The 21,116-nt window shown below is 42.7% G+C and carries 18 protein-coding genes and 2 tRNA genes; 17 read left to right on the top strand and 3 right to left on the bottom strand.

From position 1 onward, the window contains the following. The first annotated feature begins 421 nt into the window (after window positions 1-421). Window positions 422-1,348 carry a tRNA 2-thiocytidine(32) synthetase TtcA gene (gene ttcA, locus AY607_RS13850; RefSeq protein WP_064096311.1) on the top strand — a complete coding sequence of 309 codons (927 nt, stop codon included), beginning with the start codon at window positions 422-424 and terminating at the stop codon, window positions 1,346-1,348. A gap of 206 nt (window positions 1,349-1,554) precedes the next feature. After that, window positions 1,555-1,941, top strand: a complete 387-nt coding sequence (locus tag AY607_RS13845; RefSeq protein WP_004280536.1) for an SCP2 sterol-binding domain-containing protein — start codon at window positions 1,555-1,557, stop codon at window positions 1,939-1,941. 91 nt (window positions 1,942-2,032) lie between these two features. On the opposite strand, the gene AY607_RS13840 is transcribed toward AY607_RS13845, so the two are convergent. Continuing rightward, window positions 2,033-3,148 (bottom strand): transglycosylase SLT domain-containing protein, encoded by a 1,116-nt coding sequence (locus AY607_RS13840; protein WP_064096310.1) that lies wholly within the window; start codon window positions 3,146-3,148, stop codon window positions 2,033-2,035. Between the two features lie 363 nt (window positions 3,149-3,511). Here AY607_RS13840 and greB point away from each other — a divergent pair, with 363 nt between their 5' ends. The 15 genes from greB (at window position 3,512) to epmA (ending at window position 17,301) form a co-directional block, all read left to right on the top strand. Then, window positions 3,512-4,006 (top strand): transcription elongation factor GreB, encoded by a 495-nt coding sequence (gene greB / locus AY607_RS13835; protein WP_064096309.1) that lies wholly within the window; start codon window positions 3,512-3,514, stop codon window positions 4,004-4,006. 88 nt (window positions 4,007-4,094) lie between these two features. Then, a tRNA-Ser gene (locus AY607_RS13830) sits at window positions 4,095-4,184 on the top strand. 189 nt (window positions 4,185-4,373) lie between these two features. After that, a complete protein-coding gene (locus tag AY607_RS14900) occupies window positions 4,374-4,715 on the top strand; it encodes an Arm DNA-binding domain-containing protein (RefSeq protein ID WP_171255314.1) in 342 nt (113 codons plus the stop codon). Window positions 4,716-4,818: 103 nt separating this feature from the next. Further along, entirely contained in the window at window positions 4,819-5,751 is a 933-nt protein-coding gene (locus tag AY607_RS13825; RefSeq protein WP_064102848.1) for a LysR family transcriptional regulator, read from the top strand. Between the two features lie 98 nt (window positions 5,752-5,849). Further along, the gene (tcuA, locus tag AY607_RS13820) at window positions 5,850-7,250 is read left to right on the top strand and encodes an FAD-dependent tricarballylate dehydrogenase TcuA (RefSeq protein WP_064102847.1); all 1,401 of its coding nucleotides are present in this window, start codon (window positions 5,850-5,852) and stop codon (window positions 7,248-7,250) included. Next, the gene (gene tcuB, locus AY607_RS13815) at window positions 7,247-8,392 is read left to right on the top strand and encodes a tricarballylate utilization 4Fe-4S protein TcuB (protein ID WP_064102866.1); all 1,146 of its coding nucleotides are present in this window, start codon (window positions 7,247-7,249) and stop codon (window positions 8,390-8,392) included. Before tcuA ends, tcuB begins: the two co-directional genes overlap by 4 nt. 96 nt (window positions 8,393-8,488) lie before the next feature. Next, window positions 8,489-9,481, top strand: a complete 993-nt coding sequence (locus tag AY607_RS13810; RefSeq protein WP_064102846.1) for a Bug family tripartite tricarboxylate transporter substrate binding protein — start codon at window positions 8,489-8,491, stop codon at window positions 9,479-9,481. A 53-nt stretch (window positions 9,482-9,534) separates the two neighbouring features. Further along, entirely contained in the window at window positions 9,535-9,981 is a 447-nt protein-coding gene (locus AY607_RS13805) for a tripartite tricarboxylate transporter TctB family protein (RefSeq protein WP_155757029.1), read from the top strand. Between the two features lie 13 nt (window positions 9,982-9,994). Beyond that, entirely contained in the window at window positions 9,995-11,497 is a 1,503-nt protein-coding gene (locus AY607_RS13800; protein ID WP_064102845.1) for a tripartite tricarboxylate transporter permease, read from the top strand. Between the two features lie 47 nt (window positions 11,498-11,544). After that, window positions 11,545-12,576 (top strand): AbrB family transcriptional regulator, encoded by a 1,032-nt coding sequence (locus tag AY607_RS13795; RefSeq protein WP_064102844.1) that lies wholly within the window; start codon window positions 11,545-11,547, stop codon window positions 12,574-12,576. Window positions 12,577-12,607: 31 nt separating this feature from the next. Then, window positions 12,608-13,549 (top strand): DUF4116 domain-containing protein, encoded by a 942-nt coding sequence (locus tag AY607_RS13790; protein WP_064102843.1) that lies wholly within the window; start codon window positions 12,608-12,610, stop codon window positions 13,547-13,549. Between the two features lie 46 nt (window positions 13,550-13,595). Further along, on the top strand, window positions 13,596-14,810 hold the full coding sequence (locus tag AY607_RS13785; protein ID WP_064102842.1) for a DcaP family trimeric outer membrane transporter: 1,215 nt from the start codon (window positions 13,596-13,598) through the stop codon (window positions 14,808-14,810). Between the two features lie 183 nt (window positions 14,811-14,993). Next, window positions 14,994-15,083 (top strand) — tRNA-Ser (locus AY607_RS13780). A gap of 179 nt (window positions 15,084-15,262) precedes the next feature. Beyond that, the gene (locus tag AY607_RS13775; RefSeq protein WP_064102841.1) at window positions 15,263-16,330 is read left to right on the top strand and encodes a 4-phosphoerythronate dehydrogenase; all 1,068 of its coding nucleotides are present in this window, start codon (window positions 15,263-15,265) and stop codon (window positions 16,328-16,330) included. Next, complete coding sequence (gene epmA, locus AY607_RS13770) at window positions 16,327-17,301, top strand: EF-P lysine aminoacylase EpmA (protein ID WP_064102840.1); 975 nt, start codon at window positions 16,327-16,329, stop codon at window positions 17,299-17,301. The genes AY607_RS13775 and epmA overlap by 4 nt, the downstream gene beginning before the upstream one ends. Before the next feature lie 82 nt (window positions 17,302-17,383). Here the strand turns inward: epmA and AY607_RS13765 are convergent, their stop codons facing one another. Both AY607_RS13765 and AY607_RS13760 read right to left on the bottom strand, forming a co-directional pair. Next, a complete protein-coding gene (locus AY607_RS13765; protein ID WP_064102839.1) occupies window positions 17,384-18,619 on the bottom strand; it encodes a multifunctional CCA addition/repair protein in 1,236 nt (411 codons plus the stop codon). A gap of 94 nt (window positions 18,620-18,713) precedes the next feature. Next, complete coding sequence (locus tag AY607_RS13760) at window positions 18,714-20,993, bottom strand: NADP-dependent malic enzyme (protein ID WP_064096305.1); 2,280 nt, start codon at window positions 20,991-20,993, stop codon at window positions 18,714-18,716. Window positions 20,994-21,116 lie beyond the last annotated feature (123 nt).

Below are 21,116 nucleotides of genomic sequence, written 5' to 3'. Positions count from 1 at the left end.
GCTGCATTTATAAACGAGTTTGTAAATGCAAGTCATTTTTTACATTTTAGCAGTAGAAAAAAAAATATGATTTAATTTAAAACCTTAGGCTTGACAGGTTTAAGTTGTTGATTTTTATATATAATTAAATTGATCAAAAAATGATCAATTTAAAGAAAAGCCTTATCTTTTGAGCCGGACAAGTTGTCAAGCCTGTTTCAATCCACAAAGTTATCCACAGCTTTTGTGGACAACTGTGGAAAAGTCCAAAAGATAAGCATTTTGCCTAAAAAGTGAACGCAATCGTTCAATATATCAATCTAAATAAAACATGAAAATGAAATTAATAAGACATTTTCATGAAAATAAATTCTTTTGATGCGATACGGGGCCGAATCGGCTAAAATTGCGCGGTATTTTTATTTATGGGTTAATCTCGTCTATGTACTCGCCAGTTGAGTCCGAACAAGGATTTAATTTCAAACCTGAATTGCCAACAAGCTCAGCCTACTACCGTTTGTTGAAGAAGCTTCGCCGCCAGGTCGGACATGCCATTCGTGATTTCAAGATGATTGAAGAAGGCGATAAGGTCATGGTGTGTATTTCTGGTGGTAAAGACAGTTATACCCTGCTAGATATCCTGCTGCAGTTCAAGCGTATTGCACCGATCAACTTCGATGTGGTGGCCGTCAATCTGGACCAGAAACAGCCAGGTTTTCCGGAAGATGTATTGCCGCGTTATTTAGAAGAAAATAACATTCCGTATTACATTCTGGAAAAAGACACGTACAGCATCACCAAGAAGCTGACACCTGAAGGCAAAACCTATTGCGCCGTCTGTTCGCGTTTGCGTCGTGGTTCTTTATACGGTTTTGCACAAGAAATTGGTGCGACCAAAGTTGCTTTAGGCCATCATCGTGATGATATCTTGGCGACTTTTTTCCTGAACCTGTTCCATGGCGGCAGCTTGAAGGCGATGCCACCGAAACTGCTGTCTTCAGACAAAAAGAATATTCTGATTCGTCCACTGGCGTATGTGGAAGAAAAAGACATCATCAAATATGCAGAAATGCGCCAATTTCCAATTATTCCATGTAATTTATGTGGCTCTCAGGACAATCTGCAGCGCGCAATTATCAATGACATGTTACGTGATTGGGATAAAGCACATCCAAAACGTCTACATAGTATTTTTGGTGCCTTGCAAAATGTCTCGCCATCGCAGCTGGTCGATCGTGAATTATTTGATTTTGAAGTGCTGGACAGCCAGCGTGAATTCGACTTCAAAGGCAGTGATTCGACTGAAGAAGCCGTGGAAGGGGAGAATCGCCGGATCAATATGGTCAATCTGGGCTTTGCTGCAGAATAGTTTTAGAATTTGCAGACATTAGCCTGCGGGTTGATGTCTGTGCTGTAAATAGAAATAAAATAGAACTACAAAAATTGAACGGCGCGTACAAAATTCGTTAGCCTTTGCGCTAATGATCATGATATAACAAAGCACAAGCATAATAGCTTCAACATGATGTCGTCTGGATAGCCGACACAAATGAACAAATAATTTGAGGAAAGATCATGCCTGCTTTTTTAACTGATGATTGGTTTTCAACTGTAGAAACTCTAACTGCGCAAGCTGGCGATTTGAATCTGCCACCGGCTTTGGCGAACCTTGCGATTAATTTGGTTGTAGCGGACACTACAGGTAATACTGAACTCTCTTTAGATGGTGGGGCAATCAAAAAAGGTTTGTCTTCAAACGCCAAAACCACGTTGAATATGGATGGCGAAACCTTACGTAAAGTTTTCCTGGAATTTGACATGGCTGCTGCAATGCAGGCGTTCATGACTGGCAAAATCAAAGTACAGGGTGATATGTCACAATTGATGGCACTTCAAACTGCCAAGCCAAGTCAGGAACAGAAAGACCTGTTCAAGAAAGTGCTTGAAAATACTACGGCTTAATTCTTGCTGGGATTTGCTCGAATAAAGACGAAAAAAGCTTACCCTAAGGTAAGCTTTTTTTATGGCATTGTGATCAATGTGCAGGGTTAACCTAGATATTCACCAATTGCGGTGTGGTCTTGATATGTTCCAGATAAGCACGAATACGAGTTACATATTGTACTGCTTGACGGTAACGACCATTATTGGCTTTATTCTGATCCAGATAGGCATATAGGTTGACCCAGTTATCCGGGTTCTTGCCTTGTGACTGGATACGTTTTTGCAACTGATTCACTGCACCTGGGCCCATATTATAAGCTACTAGTGCAAACCAGTTCCGATCTGGAAATGGAATATGATCATAGCGACTAAGCATTTGATCATAATACTTGGCACCACCCTGAATACTTTGAGCCGGATCAGTACGGTTACTCACGCCCATGGCTTTGGCTGTACTGTTGGTCAGCATCATCAAGCCGCGAACACCTGTTGGAGAAACCGAATTTGGTTTCAGATAAGATTCCTGATAACCAATGGCGGCCAGTAAATGCCAATCCAGATCATATTGCTGTGCGGTCTGTTTAAAGCTAGCTTTATACATCGGCAGTCGGTTGCTCAAGTCACGTTGAATGGTTGTCCAGGATTCCTCTTTCACCACATTCTGATTATAAAATGAAGCAAGCTGCTTGATGGCACCGCTTTGTTTGCCTTTACAGATAAACGCACTGGCAGTCTGGCTTAAAGGATCGGTGGCAGATTTAAATACCAGATTTAAATTGGTATTCAGGCCATTATTTACCAGAATTGACTGATCTCCACACGTGGCTGAAAATGAGGTCAATTTCTTATTTTCAATTGCACTTAAATCGGTCGTGGTCATGGCCAGGTTGGCTTTGCCCTGCGCAACCCACTGTAGGGCGGTCTGATTGTCAGGAACAATCTTAAAATTGAGCTTTACATTCAGGCTGTTGGCATAGTTGCGAACCAGATCATAACCAAAGCCATGCAGATGTTGCCCATCCTGAAATACAGTAGTCGGATTCGCAATCGCAACTACGGTTAACTTATTGCTGTTTACCACATGATCAAACTGGAGTGTGGTCTTACTTGCATTGATACTGTGTAGTGGAATAAATGCAGTGCTCAGTACAAGTACTTTCAAAGGGAGAGAGGAAATTACAGATCTTAGGCAAAGCCTCGACCCAGTGGATGAACTACTGTGCATGTTGTCTCCGCTACAAAGTAATTTATGCCCTAAAAATCACAGCTAAAACAGCCAGAGATTTTAACAGTTTGATAAATTCAATAAGGGTTGGGCAGTCATGACGTCATTCAAAATGACAAGAGATTTAAAGATAATTATGTAGAAAAACTACATAGTTTAAAAAGTAAGCATTTCCGGAAATTGTTGGCATATTAATGATCTGAAAAACGATTGTCAAATTTTGTACACAAATTATTTTTAAAAATAATTTTAAATTATTGAAATATAATAGTAATATTTTTTGAAATTTGGCATTGTTTTAAAATGGTAAATAAAATAAGCTGTTTGTGAGTTAAAACAGTGAAAATATGATCAGCAAGATGTATGAAATCTAACTTAATTACTCGTGGCGGACACGATAAATTGGTGGCAGAACTTAAGAATCTCTGGCATGAAGAACGTCCGGAAATTACCAAAAAAGTGAATTGGGCAGCCAGTCTCGGTGACCGTTCTGAAAATGCGGATTACCAGTACAACAAGCAACTTTTACGCAAAATTGACCGCCGGGTTCGCTATTTGGGAAAACGTCTGGAAGAGCTGAGAATTGTCGATTTTTCTCCAGAGCAGGCAGGCAAGGTCTATTTTGGCGCCTGGGTGGGCATTGAAAATGAAGAAGGTGAACAAAAGACTTTGCGCATTGTAGGAGTAGATGAAATTTATGATCATCATCCGCAGCATATTTCGATTGATTCGCCGATGGCACGCGCCTTACTGGGCAAGCAGATTGATGATGAGGCCGAGGTGCTGACACCCTCTGGAAAGAAGCTCTGGTTCATTAATTCAATTCGCTATGAAAAGCCAGAAAATTCAGAAGATTAATTGAATTGATTTTATTTTGTGCAGTTGATTCGGTAAAAGCATAAAAATATTTGCCAAGCATGATTTTTGTTTATATTATGTCGGCCATGGAAGCGTGGCAGAGCGGTTTAATGCACCGGTCTTGAAAACCGACGAGGGTGTGAGTCCTCCGTGAGTTCGAATCTCACCGCTTCCGCCAAATTTGACTATCTAACACGAGTTAGCGCAATTTAAGTTATTGATTAAATTCGTTAATGTTGGAATTTAACTGTACGAAACACGTTGACACTCGGCGTAAATTGGCAGTTATGAAGTAGTAAAAAATGCAGCAAGCTAGTCTTACTGCATTTTTTTTGCCTGGTTATTATGGCAACGCGTAGTCTCAAAATTGACCGCTCTAGAAGTCCAAAAAGCAAAACCTGATCCAGGAAAAATAATAAAACTTTCAGATGGCGGAAATCTCTATTTTCGTGTTGATCCGAACAGGAGTCGGTATTGGATATTTAATTATAGCCGCCCATATACGGATAAGCGCAATGAAGTATCGCTTGGTACGTATCCTGAAGTTTCACTAGAAGATGCACGTAGACGACGTGATGTAAAGCCTCAATCAAGAAAGACATTAATCCTGACTCACAGCGCCTTCAATATAATTTCAGAAAAATTAAGAAGTTTCTTTTTCTATCAGCTCAAAGATCAGTTTAACTGCCACCGTCTCGGATTATCTTAAAATTAGAGTAATTTTTCTTCCAAAAAAGTCGTATATCCATGATGATCTTGAGTGTTTATATTGCAAGCCAAGACATAGTGGATATTGCTGAAGAGGGAAGTAAATGGAATTAAAGCAATTAAAATATTTTGTCTCAATTATTGAGTCAGGAAGTTTGGGGAAGGCTTCTCAAAAACTTGATGTTGGAACTTCTGCCCTCAGTCAGCAAATTGCTAAGCTCGAAGATGAATTATCGACACGCTTATTACAGCGAACTTCCACAGGGGTTACACCTACACCTTCAGGTTTGGCATTTTTTAAACAGGCCCAATTGGTGCTTCGACATGCCCAATATGCAGTTGAAGCAGCGCATTCATCACGTTTAACTGGTCATGTCAGCGTGGGTTTTTCACCGAGTATTGCTTCGGTTTTGGGTATACCGTTTATGCAATTGATGTCAGAGCGCTATCCCGATATTAAAATTCATCTGGTAGAAAGTCTGTCTGGAAATCTCACCAATTTGGTCAATTCAAGGCAGTTAGACATTGCCATTATTTTCACCCAAGATGTTGATGTTAATTGGGCGGTACAACCGCTATTAAAGGAACAAATGTTTCTGATGGCCAATCGTTCTTTACTCAAAAACTATGGTTATGAGCAATGCATTCATGAGGGAAAAATCGATTTAGATCGGGTGAATCAGTTACCTTTAGTGTTGCCAAGCCAAAGACATGGTTTACGGAAGTTTTTAGATCAAAAGGTGGAGTTATTAGATGTCGACTATGAAGTGGATGGCCTACATTTATTGATGAATTGTGTCAGCAATTTAAATATGGCGACCATTCAACCGGTCAGTGCGCACTTTGATTATTTGAAATCAGATATATGTTTACTCAAAGTCGTAGAACCAGAGCTCGATCGTATTAACTATTTAATTAGTCTCTCAGAAGAGGAGCTTTCTCCCGCAAGTCTTGCCACAAAAGTGGCCATTAAAAGCTGTGTTAAGAGCTTAATTCGCAAAGGACTTTGGTCAAGCGCAGAGTTATTAGACTTTTAGCGTATTTAGTATTATTAAAGACCTCTTTAAGATCCACTGCTTACGATGTCTTCGACATTCAGCTTAAATTGCTGGAAATTCGAAAGGGAAGACATCGAATGCATGATGTAATTGTGATTGGCGGTGGGAATGCCGCCTTATGTGCAGCCTTGACTGCAAGAGAGGCAGGTGCTTCAGTTTTAATTTTAGAAGCTGCTCCAAAAGAATGGCGTGGAGGAAATTCCCAGCACACACGTAATTTGCGTTGTATGCATGATGAGCCTCAAGATGTGCTGATTGATGCCTATCCAGAAGAAGAATACTGGCAGGATTTATTGAAAGTGACTGCTGGTAAAACGAATGAGCATTTAGCCCGTCTTGTGATTCGTTCAACGGCAACCTGCCGTGACTGGATGCGTAAACACGGCGTGAATTTCCAACCGCCGCTTTCTGGTGCCCTACATGTAGCTCGAACCAATGCATTCTTTATGGGTGGCGGTAAGGCGCTAGTCAATGCCTATTTCCGTAGCGCACAAAATTTAGGCGTAGATATTTTATATAACACCAAAATTGTCGATCTAGAGATCGAAAATAATGTCTTTAAAGCGGCTATTGCTGAAGATGGTAAACGCTTTGAAGGTGCTTCATGCGTGCTCGCTGCTGGTGGATTTGAGTCCAACCTGGAATGGCTACGTGAGGCCTGGGGTCAAAATGAAGATGGTGAATGGCCTGCGGATAATTTTATTATTCGAGGTACGCGTTTTAATCAAGGTAACTTACTCAAATTAATGATAGATCAAGGTGCCGATATTATTGGTGATCCTTCTCAATCCCACTGTGTCGCTGTTGATGCACGTGCACCGCTCTATGATGGCGGTATTTGTACCCGAATAGATTGTGTTTCCCTCGGAATTGTAGTCAATAAAAATGCGGTGCGTTTTTATGATGAAGGTGAAGATTTTTGGCCTAAACGTTATGCCATTTGGGGGCGTCTGGTCGCCAAGCAACCTGGACAAATTGCCTATTCTATTATTGATTCCAAATCTGTGGGGCGTTTCATGCCGCCCGTATTTGAAGGCACTATCGCGCATTCAATAAAACAATTGGCACAAAAATTAAATCTAGATGAACAACAGCTCATTCAAACCGTTGATAACTATAACAAGGCCTGTGTTAAGGGTGAGTTTAATCATACGGTGTTAGATGATTGTCATACTGAAAATTTAACTCCAGCCAAAACCCATTGGGCAGTTCCTCTGGATCAGCCACCATTTTATGCCTATGCCTTAAAGCCCGGCATTACCTTTACCTATCTCGGCTTAAAAGTTGAAGATGATGCCGCGGTGCGCTTCGATGGGAAAGCAAGTCCAAACTTATTTGTGGCAGGAGAAATGATGGCTGGTAATGTATTGGGTCAAGGGTATACCGCAGGTGTCGGGATGTCGATTGGAACCACATTTGGTCGTATTGCAGGGAAAAATGCTGCCAAAGCCGCACTTGCACAAGGAGAATGGGCGTGAACTCAGAACCGAAGAAATTTATTCCTGTGGTGCAATTAAGTGACAATGAAACAGAAGTAAAACGCGCCCTACAAATTTGTAATGCCTGCCGCTATTGCGAAACATTCTGTGCAGTTTTTCCAGCCATGACCAAGCGTCTCGAATTTACTCAGGCTGATATCCATTATATGGCGAACCTTTGCCATAACTGCGGTGCGTGTTTACATGCCTGCCAATATGCACCACCACATGAATTTGGGGTGAATATTCCTCAAGCCATGGCACAGGTGCGTTTAGAAACCTATCAAGAGTTCGCAGTCCCTGCGGCATTTGGCGCAATTTACAAAAAAACAGGCATTCCATTGGTCTCAGCAATGTCGGTACTGTTTTTCTTACTCATGCTCGCTGGTGTTTGGCTAAACGAAACAGATCTGTTTGGTCGTTACCAAGGTGATTTCTATGCCATTTTCCCGCACAACTTCTTGGCGGTTCTATTTGGCTTGGTATTTATGCTGGCATTTATTTTATTGGGTTTAGGAGTTGCGAAATTCTGGAAACAAACCTCTAAAATTATTCCAGAAGGTGTCGCACAGCCCGATATTTTACAAGCTTCCAAAAATGTGCTGACCTTAAAATATTTAGATGGCGGACATGGCAAAGGCTGTAATGAAGAAGATGACCGATATACCCAAATCCGTCGTGTCTTCCATCATTTCACCATGTATGGCTTTTTACTCTGTTTCGCCGCAACCAGCGTGGCAACCCTCTATCACTATTTCCTTGCTCTGGAAGCCCCCTATGCCTACACCAGCTTGCCGGTCATTTTAGGCACCTTAGGTGGTATTGGCTTAATCATTGGCCCGAGCGGATTGCTTTATCTGAATATTAAACGTCATCCATTACATGGTGATGTCAATCAGAAGCCAATGGATCGTGGATTTATCTTCTTACTCTTACTGATCAGTATCACCGGTCTATTGCTACTGGCATTCCGTGACACCGCTGCAATGGCGTTGCTGCTGATTATTCACCTTGCAACCGTAATGACATTCTTCTTGACGATTCCTTTTGGCAAGTTCGCCCATGGTTTCTACCGCAGTGCTGCGTTATTGAAGTTCGCTGTTGAAGAGCGCATTGCCAAGCATCGAGCAAAAGCAAAGTAAACACCCAAGCCAGCCGATGACCTCTCTGGTCTAGTTTGGCACCAGGTAAAAATGGACATACATCAACAAATAATTCAGCAATAAGGATAGTTTGCTATGAAAAAATTGAAATGGTTAGCATTGGCTTGTACAGGCGCTGTATTGGTCGGTTGTGGTACAGGAAATGCATCTAAAGATCCTAGTCAGCCAACACGCCCTGAATGTATCGCACCAGCTAAACCGGGTGGGGGATTTGACATGACCTGTAAGCTTATTCAGTCAGGTTTTAAACAGACTGAAACCCTAAAAGACCCGATGCGTGTGACTTATATGCCGGGCGGTGTCGGAGCAGTCGCATATAACAAGATTGTAAATAACGATCCGGCAAATAATAACGCGGTGATTGCATTCTCTACTGGTTCACTTTTGAACCTGGTACAAGGGAAATTCGGTAATTTTACTGAAAAAGACGTGAAATGGCTGTCTGGTGTGGCCGTAGATTATGGTCTGGTTTCTGTACATAAAGATTCACCATTAAAAACGCTGGACGACTTAATGAAAGCCCTGCAAAAAAATCCAAAAGCAATCAGCTTTGGGGGGGCAGGTAGTGTAGGCGGTCAGGACTGGATGCAAACTGCCATTCTGGCGAAGAAAGCTGGTGTGAATCCTGCTGATATGAGCTTTGTGGCACTTGAAGGTGGTGGTGAAGTCCTTACTTCGCTGCTGGGTCAACATATTAAGGTGGGTGTGGGGAATATCAGTGAAGTAGGCGCTCACCTCGAAGCAGGTAATATCCGAATTCTGGCTGTTTTCTCTGACAAACGTTTAGAGGGTAAATTCTCTCAGCTGCCAACTGCAAAAGAGCAGGGCTATGATCTGGAATGGCCTGTAATCCGTGGCTTCTATATGGGGCCAAAAGTCAGTGATGAAGCCTTCAACTGGTGGAAAAATGCTTTTGATCAAATGATGGCTAACCAGAAGTTCGATGCAGTACGTGAAAATCAGGATCTGCTTCCATTCGAGTTGACCGGTGAAGAACTGACTGCGTATGTCTATAAGCAGACTGCGGAAATGCGTCAGTTATCTGAAGAATATAAATTGTCAAAATAACAAAAGGACTGAGTTGAAAACCATTTTCAGCTCAGTTTTTGTTTTGAGGGTAGATGATGAAATCTGAACGTATTCTTACGGGCATCATTGCGGTCTGCGGATTATTTTTACTGATCTATGCTTGCAGTTTTGAGGCTCCAATTTCCTACGATCCAGTAGGACCCAAAGCCTTTCCAATTTTACTCATGGGCTTAATTACAGCAAGTGCAGTCTATCTGACCGTACGTCCAGCCATCATGTTTGAACCGGTTGAACTGGGATGGACCAAGCATTTGCTGGGCAAACTGGTGCTGTGTGTACTGGCCTTGACTGTGTATGCAGTTATTTTTGAAGGGTTCGGCTTTATCGTTGCGACCTTACTCATGACCATTGCAGTGGGCAAGCTTTTCAATGGCAAAACCATTCCAGTGGCGATCACAGGTCTGGTGCTCAGTACGTGTACCTACTACCTGTTTGACCGTGTACTAGATGTGCCGTTACCACTCGGATTCTTCGGTTAAGGATGACAACGATATGGATATATTAAATTTTTTAATGATGGGATTTGAAGTTGCCTTACAACCACAAAATCTTCTCATTGCTTTTATCGGTGCATTTATTGGTACGATTGTCGGTCTATTACCGGGTTTAGGACCAATTAATGGTGTAGCCATCCTGTTACCGTTTGCTTATGCACTCGGTTTACCTGTAGACAGTGCTTTAATTCTCTTGGCAGCAGTTTATTTAGGTTGTGAATATGGTGGTCGTATTTCTGCAATTCTACTCAACGTACCGGGTGATGCTGGCGCGATTATGACCACGCTGGATGGCTATCCGCTAGCACAGCAAGGTAAAGCAGGCATTGCACTATCGCTGTCATCAGTCAGTTCGTTTATCGGGAGTACGATTGCTTTTATTGGAATCGTATTGTTTGCACCGTTATTGGCAAAGTGGGCGATTGCTTTTGGACCAGCAGAATACTTTGCATTGATGGTATTTGCCATTGTCTGCTTAACCGGTCTGGTAAGTACGCAGCCCTTTAAAACCCTGATCATGGCGCTGATGGGCTTAGCGCTATCGACTGTTGGGATGGATGCCATTACCGGTGTATATCGCTTTACTTTTGATAGTGTTGGTCTGAGTGATGGTATTGCCTTTACTACGTTGGTGATCGGCTTATTTAGTGTGAGCGAAATTTTATTACTGCTAGAACGTACTACCATTGGCAAAGTTGTGCTGAAACAAGGTAAACGCTCATTATTTAACGTCAAAGAATTCTTGAGCGCATTGGCTACTATCATCCGTGGCTCTCTGATCGGATTCTTCTCTGGAATTTTACCGGGCGCAGGTGCAACTGTAGCAAGTGCGATGGCCTACACCACTGAACGTAAAATGGCACGTGACAACAGCCAGTTCGGTAAAGGGGATTTACGTGGTCTGGCAGCGCCAGAAAGTGCTAACAATGCAGCTGCATGTGGTTCATTTGTACCAATGCTGACTTTAGGTGTACCTGGTTCAGGAACAACTGCGGTCATGATGGGTGCGTTAATGATGTATAACATTACCCCTGGTCCACAATTATTTAGTGAACAGCCAACATTGGTGTGGGCACTGATCGCATCTCTAATGATCGGTAACATTATTCTGCTGGTCTTAAACCTTCCATTGGTTGGCTTCTTTGCCCGTATGTTAAGTGTGCCAAGCTACATTCTGATTCCGATTATTGCGACAGTGAGCTTCGTTGGTGTTTATGCCATTCACTCTAATATCTTCGACCTATTACTATGCATGGGCTTAGGTGTAGCGGGTTATGTATTAAGAAAATTTGATTTCCCGTTGGCACCGCTAATTCTTGGTTTTGTATTGGGTGAACTCATGGAATCGAATTTGCGCCGTGCATTGTCGATTTCTCAAGGTGAACTGAGCATTTTGTGGAGTAGTCCGATCAGTATTGGTCTATGGATTATGTCTGCATTATTACTCATCCTTCCAATTGTACGTAAGTACTTATTTATTAAAAAACAAAAATCAATCTAATCCAAACATGATGGTCAACTGCATGTTGACCATCAGTGGTGAAGAGCATGAAAAATATAATGTTAAATGCCAAAGGATTGGCAATAGCTTTTGTCGGTGCATGGCTTGCAGTCTGGATGAAACTCCCTTTGCCATGGCTACTCGGTCCCTTGCTTATCACTCTTCTGATCGGAAGTTTCGGCATTCCAAATCCGTGCCATCCACGTTGGCGTATGACCGGTCAAGTGATTATTGGCATGGTGCTAGGACTATATTTCACACCTGCATTGTTAAATGCCTTATCCATCTATGCGATGTTTATTGTATTTGGCATTCTTTGGTCACTGGTCCTGAGCTTGGCTTTGGCATCACTTCAATACAAAGTAAATCAATTAGATTGGGCCACTGCGTGGTTTGCATCCGCGATTGGCAGTGCCAGTGAAATGGTCAATATTGCTGAAAAACATCAGGCTCAAGTCGATAAAGTCGCAGCTTCACACAGTTTAAGAATTGTGATTTTGGTCGTGTTGGTGCCGATCTTTATGGGGCTTTACTTTGATGTGACATGGTCTGCGCCTGTACTGGCTGTAGCCACTACTTCAGTTTTTTCTACAGTTTTACTGTTTGCGCTCGCACTCGTGGTTGCAAAGCTATTTGATGCTTTAAATGTAGTGAATGCCTGGATTTTAGGCCCACTGTTTTTAGTGGGAATGCTGTCTTATTTTGAGCTCATCAATCAAAGTTTTCCCGCATGGTTTATTGCTTTTGGGCAATTGTGTATTGGCTGGTCTTTGGGCAGTAAATTTCCATTCAGCTTTATAAGAGATAATCAAAAATTTTTAGTTTTCACACTCATTTTTAATTTTATTGCACTTGCGCTGTCCATTTTACTGGTGCTTTCACTGATTCAGTTTGTTTCCGTGGATGAAAAAGTCTTGCTATTAGGACTGTCTCCAGGCGGGATCGCAGAAATGTCATTAATGGCCAAAGTTTTAGGTTTATCGGTTCCGATTATTGTGGCTTTTCAATTGTCACGTTTGATATTTGTCATTCTCACTACACGTTTTTTTTATCGCTTAAGTCAAAAAATGTTTTTTTAGATATTGCTTGGACTAAATTTGTGGAGCATGCATGAATAGCAGTGTTTATGAAAGAATGTCTTATGCAGACAGTCTGTATAGCATCAAAAAAGACGGATTATTCTTAAAATTCATTCAAAACCAGGACGACCTAATTTGTTTTGAAGCTGTCAAAAACAATCCCCGTGCATTGAAATATGCCCATTATAAAAATGAAGCGATGTGCTTACTTGCGGTTTCCAATTATGGTGACTTATTAAAATATGTTCATAAACGTACAGAGCAGATTTGCTTAGAAGCCTTAAAAAATGAAGGTTTAGCCATTCGATATATTGATGCGCCAACTTTAGAAATGTGTATGACAGCAGTGCAACAAAATGGCTTTGCCTTGAAGTATGTGCGTCAGCAAACTGAACAGCTGTGTAGGTTGGCGGTTAAAAATAACCCGTATGCAATCCGCTATGTTCACGACAAAACAGAAGAAATCTGTCTGATTGCGGTGAAAAGTGATGGCAAGACCTTGCAGTACATTCATCCTCAAACAGAAAGAATTTGTGAACAAGCGATAAAATCCAATGCTGAAGCGATACGCTACATTCATCAGACCAGTATCACCATGCTCAAATACGCCATTAAAAAGAGACCTTATGTTATTCAATATATTGGAGAAGAGCACGAAGATGTATGGAAATATGCGATTCGCCAAAATACGGCAGTGATTAAATTTTTAAAACATTCCAATGAACATCTTTTGGCTTATGCCATTCAACTGAATCCAACCTCAATAAAATATATTCAAGATCCATCGGAATATTTATGCAAACTTGCCATTTCACTGGACTATGAAGCCATTGCTGTATTGAAACAGCCCCAAGAAAGCTTATGTCTATTTGCCTTGTCTCAATCAAGACACGCGATTCATTTTATTAAAAAGAAATATCTAAACGAAAATATTAAAAATCAATTTGTCGGTATGTATGGAGGGGACATTTAAAAACTCAATTTTTATGCAATAGGGATATCAATTAAAAAGGACAGACATGAAAATTAAATATCTTGGTTTTATGATTTTATTCGCAAGTGGATATGCGACCGGCACACATGCTGAACCAGTAATTCAAGCAGAAATACAGCAGTTAAAATCAGAAGTAGCCGCGTTAAAAGCACTTTTAAAACAAACCGACACTGTGCAACCAGAAAGCAAAGTATATGGGGTTCAGCCATCAGCATTCTTTAAAAACGGGCAATTGACATCAGGGGCAAGCGTTAACTTATACGGTTTTATCCGTGCTGATATGGCCTATCAGTTTGAAGGTGCAAAGGGAATTTTTAATAGCCCGCATACGGTTGCCTTAGAAGGTTCAGCAGATAAAAAAGCAACTGAAGATCGACTTGATACCACTTTAACCACCACACGGATCGGCTTGGATTTTAGTACACCATTAGAAGTTGACACTTTAAAAGGGAAAATTGAAGTTGATTTTAGAGGTGGGAGCAATAAAGATACGGTTCGTCTCCGGCATGTGTATTTAAATTATGGTCGCTGGTTAATTGGCCAGACGACGTCAACTTTCTTATCCACTGAGACAGCACCAGAAATGCTGGACTTTAATACTGCCTTAGGAGGCGGGACTACCCGTAATCCAATGGTACGTTACTCGCAACCGATTAATGCAGCGACCATGTATTTCTTAAGTTTGGAAAAAGGCAATGACGAAAACCGTTTACCGTTATTGGCAACCAAGTTGAAATATGATTTACCAAATGACCAAGGGTATGTGACTGCGCGAGGCTTAATTCAAGAAGTGCGTCTACGTGATGTTGATAATAAAACAGAGTTGGGTTGGGGTGCCGCGGTGGGACTGCATTATAGATTTACCCCATCTTTATTATTAAATGCCAATTACTCTCATGTAGCAGGAGATAATAAAATATTGCTGGCAACTTCAGATAATCGACGTTATCTCCTGGAGGGGGGTGACATTAAACTAATTGATTATGATGCATTTCAAGTGGGTACAACTTACCATTTCAATGAAAAGCTGAGAAGTTCTTTCGGGTATGGTGCTTTAATCTATGATGAGAACAATGACACTGCTAATAAAAAGCTACAACAAGGCTGGATCAATCTCATGTACAAACCATATAGACCACTGACTTTGGGGATGGAATATGTCTATGGAGAGCGCAATACTGTTAATGATCAAGAAGGTCAAGATAACCGTCTAGAATTGATGGCGAAATATGATTTTTAGAATTTGCTATGCATTAAAAGTTAAGAAATTCAATATCAGTTGATAAAGCTAAATTATTCGATGAGTGTATTTGTAATCAATTACTTGGTTTCGGCTGATTTTTAGCTGAATAAACTGCTTTTTATAGAAGTTTCGCTAAATTTTATTGCCAAAAATCTGATTTATTTATATGATGACGGCCATGGAAGCGTGGCAGAGCGGTTTAATGCACCGGTCTTGAAAACCGACGAGGGTGTGAGTCCTCCGTGAGTTCGAATCTCACCGCTTCCGCCAGATTTTAAAACCCCAGTCGAAAGATTGGGGTTTTTCTTTTTAAGCTGCAAATACTGAATCTTAAATTCCTCGGTTCTGAAATCAAGCCACCAAATCTTGAAAAATGGACACATCAGCTAAATATAGAGTCAGAAGCATCAACGCGCTATCATACGCCCAAGCATCATATGGATCTCATTATGAAAATTGTCGCAGATGAAAATCTGGCATTTACCGATTACTTTTTTTCCGAGTTTGGTGATATTCAACATCGTGCAGGACGAACCTTAAGTGCTGATGATGTCAAAGATGCTGATAGCTTGCTGGTACGCTCAGTGACTCAGGTCAATGAAGCACTGCTAAAGAATAGTTCGATCAAATTTGTAGGAAGTGCCACCATCGGCACAGATCATTTGGATATTGCTGCATTAGAACAGCATGGGATTCAATGGAGTAATGCAGCCGGCTGTAATGCGCAAGCAGTGGCTGAATATGTGATTACCGCGTTATTGCATGTACGTCCTGAATTACTCGATGCCAATGCGAAGTTTACCCTGGGTATTGTCGGTTTGGGTAATGTTGGAACCCGACTGGCCTATATGGCGAAGCTCTTGGGCTGGCGCGTGATTGGCTATGATCCTTTGGTGCAAAGAGAGCAGGTTGATCAAGTTGAATTTCATGAATTATTGCAGCAGGCGGATGCAATTTCGATTCATGTCCCTTTAACCAAAACAGGCGCATATCCGACTTATCATTTATTCAATGCTGCTGCATTGGTACAAATGCAGCCTGACGCGGTCCTGATTAATTCAGCACGTGGGCCAGTCATTGAAGAAGCCGCACTGATCCAGGATATACAGGCGACACATCGAACCGTGATTTTGGATGTATTTGAACACGAACCGCTGATTTCAGCAGAACTGCTGGATCTGGTGACTTTGGTCACCCCGCATATTGCCGGCTATAGCCTGGAAGGCAAGGCACGTGGTACCCAGATGATCTACGAAGCTTTTTGTCAAACTTTTGGTTTTGCAGCCAATAAACAGTTTGAATCCCAGCTGCCTGTCTGTGAGCAGTTTTTTCAGGGGCAGGATTTAAAAATGGCTTTGCAACAGCATTTATCCCAAATTTATGACATTGCTCGTGATGATGCCAATCTACGTGCCTGTCTCAAAGAAGGTAAAGTCGATCAGCAGGCATTTGATCATTTACGTAAAACCTACCCACTACGTCGTGAGTGGGCAGCACACGGTGGGCCAAAGGCATGACGATGACGTATCAACTCACTTGTGACCTTCAAGCCATGCATGCGCGTGCGAATTTATATCGTCAAATCCGTCAGTTTTTTGCTGAGCGCGATGTCTTAGAGGTTGAAACACCGATTTTATCTCAAGCCGGTGTGACCGATGTACATTTGACCTCGATACAGGCCCAGCGCCATGTGCTGGGTAAAGCGCATACGCATTATTTGCAGACCTCACCTGAGTTTGCCATGAAGCGCTTATTGGCCAGTGGTTCTGGACCCATTTATCAAATCTGTAAAGTCTTCCGTGATGATGAGCATGGGCGTAAGCACAATAGCGAATTTACCATGCTGGAATGGTATCGCCCGGGGTTCAGTTTAAAAGATCTGATGTTTGAAGTATCTGATCTATTGAATGTGACCTTGAAAGCACGTTTTGGCGAAATCCGTCCGACCATTCTGAGTTATAAGCATGCATTTATGGATCGTCTGGATCTCAATCCGCTACAGGCAACTTTACCAGAACTGAAAGACTGCTGCCGCCGCGTCGGTCTCAATCTGGACCTGGGGAATGACCGTCTGGGCTATATCGACCTGTTATTTTCACATATGGTTGAACCGAGTCTGGGGTTTGATACCGCAGTATTCCTGACCGATTTCCCCCCTGAAATGGCTTCTTTGGCCAAAACCCGAATCGATGAAGATGGTGAACTGGTCGCCGCACGTTTTGAACTGTATATCGAAGGTTTAGAATTGGCTAATGCTTATGATGAGCTGATTGATGCTGACGTGTTACGTTCACGCTTTGAAGCAGATAATGCTGAACGAGCCAAGCTGGGCTTGCATGTCATGCCGATCGATAAATATCTATTGGCAGCTTTACCGAATATGCCAGAATGTTCAGGAATTGCCCTCGGAATTGACCGTTTGCTGATGATTGCAACCCATCGTATGAAACTGGAGCAAGTAATCAGCTTTCCAGCAGATATTTCCTGATGGTACTGATTCAATATTTCTTAATTTTTTTGTGATAAAGAGAAACTAAGCCATTAAAAAAGCACCCGAAGGTGCTTTTTTATTATTCAATCGCTACGGTTTGTTGCGCTTTGAGCTGACCAAGTGCCTGAATCCGTCGTTCAATCAGCATTTCGCCAATATCCGGACCCTGAATATCGGCAGGAAGGTCTTGTGCCTTGATGGCACGTACGGTCTGCATGGCATCAAGAATATACTGTGCTTGTGGATAAGCACGATCTTCCAGACCCAGGCGGCCACGTGAATCACATTCACAAGCCTGTACAAAAGCTTCAACACGTTCAGGACGACGTAATACATCCAGGCGTTGCAATAACCGCCATAAAGTCCCTGGTTTAAGATTGAAGGCCTGATGACATTTCAGATGTTCTTTGCACACCGCCAAAGCCAGTTGCTTGGTATAAGTCGGCACTTTTAAACGCTCACACAGTTCATTCACTGGTTTGATGCCACGTTCTTCATGCATGATATGTCGCGGTAATTCTTCAAGCGGCGTTAAAGCCTTGCCTAAATCATGCACTAAAACGGCAAAACGTACATCCAAGCTGTAGTTTTGACGGCAAGCCTGCTGCAAGGACATCATGGTATGAATGCCACAGTCAATTTCCGGATGATATTCAGGACGTTGCGGAATGCCATATAAGGCATCAATCTCAGGGAATAGCACCTTCAAAGCACCACATTGACGTAATACTTCAAAATACACATCAGCATGACGTTCCGATAATGCACGCGAAGTTTCTTTCCAGACACGTTCAGGTATGAGCGCATTTAATTCGCCAGATTCAGTCAAGCGCTGCATCAATGCCATGGTTTCATCGGCAATCACGAAACCTGCACTGGTATAGCGGGCAGCAAACCGGGCAATCCGCAGTACCCGTAATGGATCTTCAACAAAAGCGTTGGAAACATGGCGTAGAATCCGGTTTTCCAGATCTTGCTGACCACCATAAGGATCATAAATCTGACCAGATTCATCCATGGCCATGGCATTAATGGTGAGATCACGCCGGATCAGATCCTGCTCTAGCGTAACGCTAACATCGGTATGAAACTCAAAACCATGGTAACCATGCCCAGATTTACGTTCTGTACGCGCCAGTGCATATTCTTCTTTTGTTTGGGGATGTAAAAAAACAGGAAAGTCTTTGCCTACCGGCTGATAGCCTAGCTCAAGCATTTGTGCGGGAGTTGCACCCACGACGACATAATCTTTTTCGTGATAGGGGTGTCCGAGCAAATGATCTCGAACGGCGCCGCCTACTAAATAAACTTGCATGAAAAAACCTCTATTCTTAGAAGCATCATGCTACAGAATAGAGGTTTTCTCAAGTTAAGAAACGAGGCGAATGCGTCGTTATCTTGTCATTGGCTTAAAGTGCATCTTGTTCCGCTTGCTGGATTTCTGCCACAGTGAGCGCAGTCATATTGATCACACGGCGCGTAGTTGCAGTCGGTGTCAAGATGTGTACAGGTTTTGCCGCACCCAGAAGAATTGGACCAATGGTCACGTTGTTGCCTGACGTTGCTTTTAACAGGTTAAACGAGATATTGGCAGCATCCAGATTTGGCATGATCAGCAGGTTTGCAGAGCCCTTGAAACGTGAATTCGGGAATGCAAACTGACGAATGTTTTCATCCAGTGCTGCATCGCCATGCATTTCACCTTCAACTTCCAGCTCAGGCGCGATTTCAGACAGAATATCATACACTTTACGCATTTTTTGCGCGCTGGCATCATGCTGGTCTGAACCAAAGCTTGAATGAGAAAGCAGGGCAATACGTGGTGTCATACCAAAACGGCGCACTTCTTCAGCCGCCAGAATGGTCATTTCAGCCAGCTGTTCAGCCGTAGGATTGGTGTTGACATAGGTATCGGCGATGAACAGGTTGCGGTCTTCAAGCATCAAGGCATTCAAGGTAAAGAAAGTGTTATGACCATCTTTCTTGCCAATGATGTTGCTGACGAAGTCCAGATGAATATCGTAGCTTGAATAAGTACCACACAGCATACCGTCTGCCATGCCATGTTTTACCAACATCGCAGCGATCAGGGTAGAGCGGCGACGTGCTTCACGCTGTGCATATTCAGGCGTTACACCCTTGCGCTGCATGATATTGTAGTAATCATCCGCGAACATTTCATAGTTCGGGTTCTTTTCCTGATCAATGATAGTGATATTTACACCGTCTTCAAGGCGTAAACCCAGTTTCTTGATATTGGCTTCGATGACTGCCGGACGGCCTACCAGAATCGGTTTTGCCAGACCTTCATCCACAGCAATTTGTGCAGCACGTAATACACGCAGGTCTTCACCTTCAGCATAGGCAATGCGTTTAGGATCAGATTTCGCCTGTTCAAAGATCGGTTTCATGACGAATGCCGAGTTGTAGACAAACTCAGACAAACGTTGACGATACGCCGAGAAATCCTGAATTGGACGAGTTGCCACGCCAGAATCCATTGCAGCTTGTGCCACAGCAGGTGCGATCTCCAGAATCAGACGTTGATCCAGTGGACCAGGAATCAGGTATTCGCGGCCAAATGAAGCTGATTTTTCACCATAGGTTGCCGCATCGGCTTCAATATGCGCCATACGTGCAATTGCATGGACACAGGCAATTTTCATGTCTTCATTAATAGTGGTTGCACCCACATCCAGCGCACCACGGAAGATATACGGGAAGCACAGCGCGTTATTCACCTGGTTCGGATAGTCAGAACGGCCAGTCGCCATGATGACATCATCACGAACTTCATGTGCATGTTCAGGCAGGATTTCTGGATCCGGGTTCGCCAATGCAAAGATGATCGGATCTTTTGCCATGACCTTGACCATTTCTTTGGTCAGAATACCGGCAGCAGAAAGACCGAGGAACATGTCTGCGCCTGCAATCACGTCACCTAGCTGAGTAGCTTCAATGTCTTGCACATAAGCTTTCTTGGATTCATCCAGACCTTCACGATGCGTAGTCAGCAGACCGCGTGAATCGGCAACAATGATGTTCTCTTTTTTAGCACCCAGGGCGCAAAGCAGATTTAAGCAAGACAGTGCGGCAGCGCCCGCGCCTGAAGCCACAATCTTGATCTCTTCAATTTTTTTGCCATTAATTTCCAGGGCGTTAAGTAAAGCAGAACCGACAATGATCGAAGTGCCGTGCTGGTCATCATGGAATACTGGAATATTCATGCGTTCACGCAGTTTCTGCTCAATATAGAAACACTCTGGCGCCTTGATATCTTCTAGGTTAATCCCGCCAAAAGTCGGTTCTAATGCCGCGACAATATCTACAATTTTGTCTGGATCATTTTCAGCAATTTCAATATCGAATACATCCACACCAGCAAATTTTTTGAATAATACGCCTTTACCTTCCATCACCGGTTTAGAAGCCAAAGGACCAATATTACCCAAGCCCAGCACAGCCGTACCATTGGTTACTACAGCAACCAGGTTACCCCGTGCTGTATACAATGCAGCAGTTGAAGGGTCGCGTTCAATCTCAAGGCAAGGTGCAGCTACGCCAGGCGAGTAAGCAAGGGCCAAGTCACGTTGGTTGACCAATTGTTTGCTTGGTGTAACGCTGATTTTCCCCGGGGTAGGAAATTCGTGATAGTAAAGGGCCTGTTGCTTTAAAGATTGTTCGTCCATCAGTCTCTCGATCGTTGTAAAGATTACCCAGTCAGTGGGCAAAGAATTTATTTATGTTCCTGAATATACCATTTGTTAACCAGTTCGGACAGACAAAGACGGCCGTTTTTCCAACAAACTTAT

It is taken from the genome of Acinetobacter sp. SFA, assembly GCF_001647535.1.
In the GTDB taxonomy this organism is placed as follows: Bacteria; Pseudomonadota; Gammaproteobacteria; order Pseudomonadales; family Moraxellaceae; genus Acinetobacter; species Acinetobacter pecorum.
The sequence above is the reverse complement of the archived record's forward strand: the minus strand, read 5'-3'. Positions and strand labels throughout refer to the sequence as shown.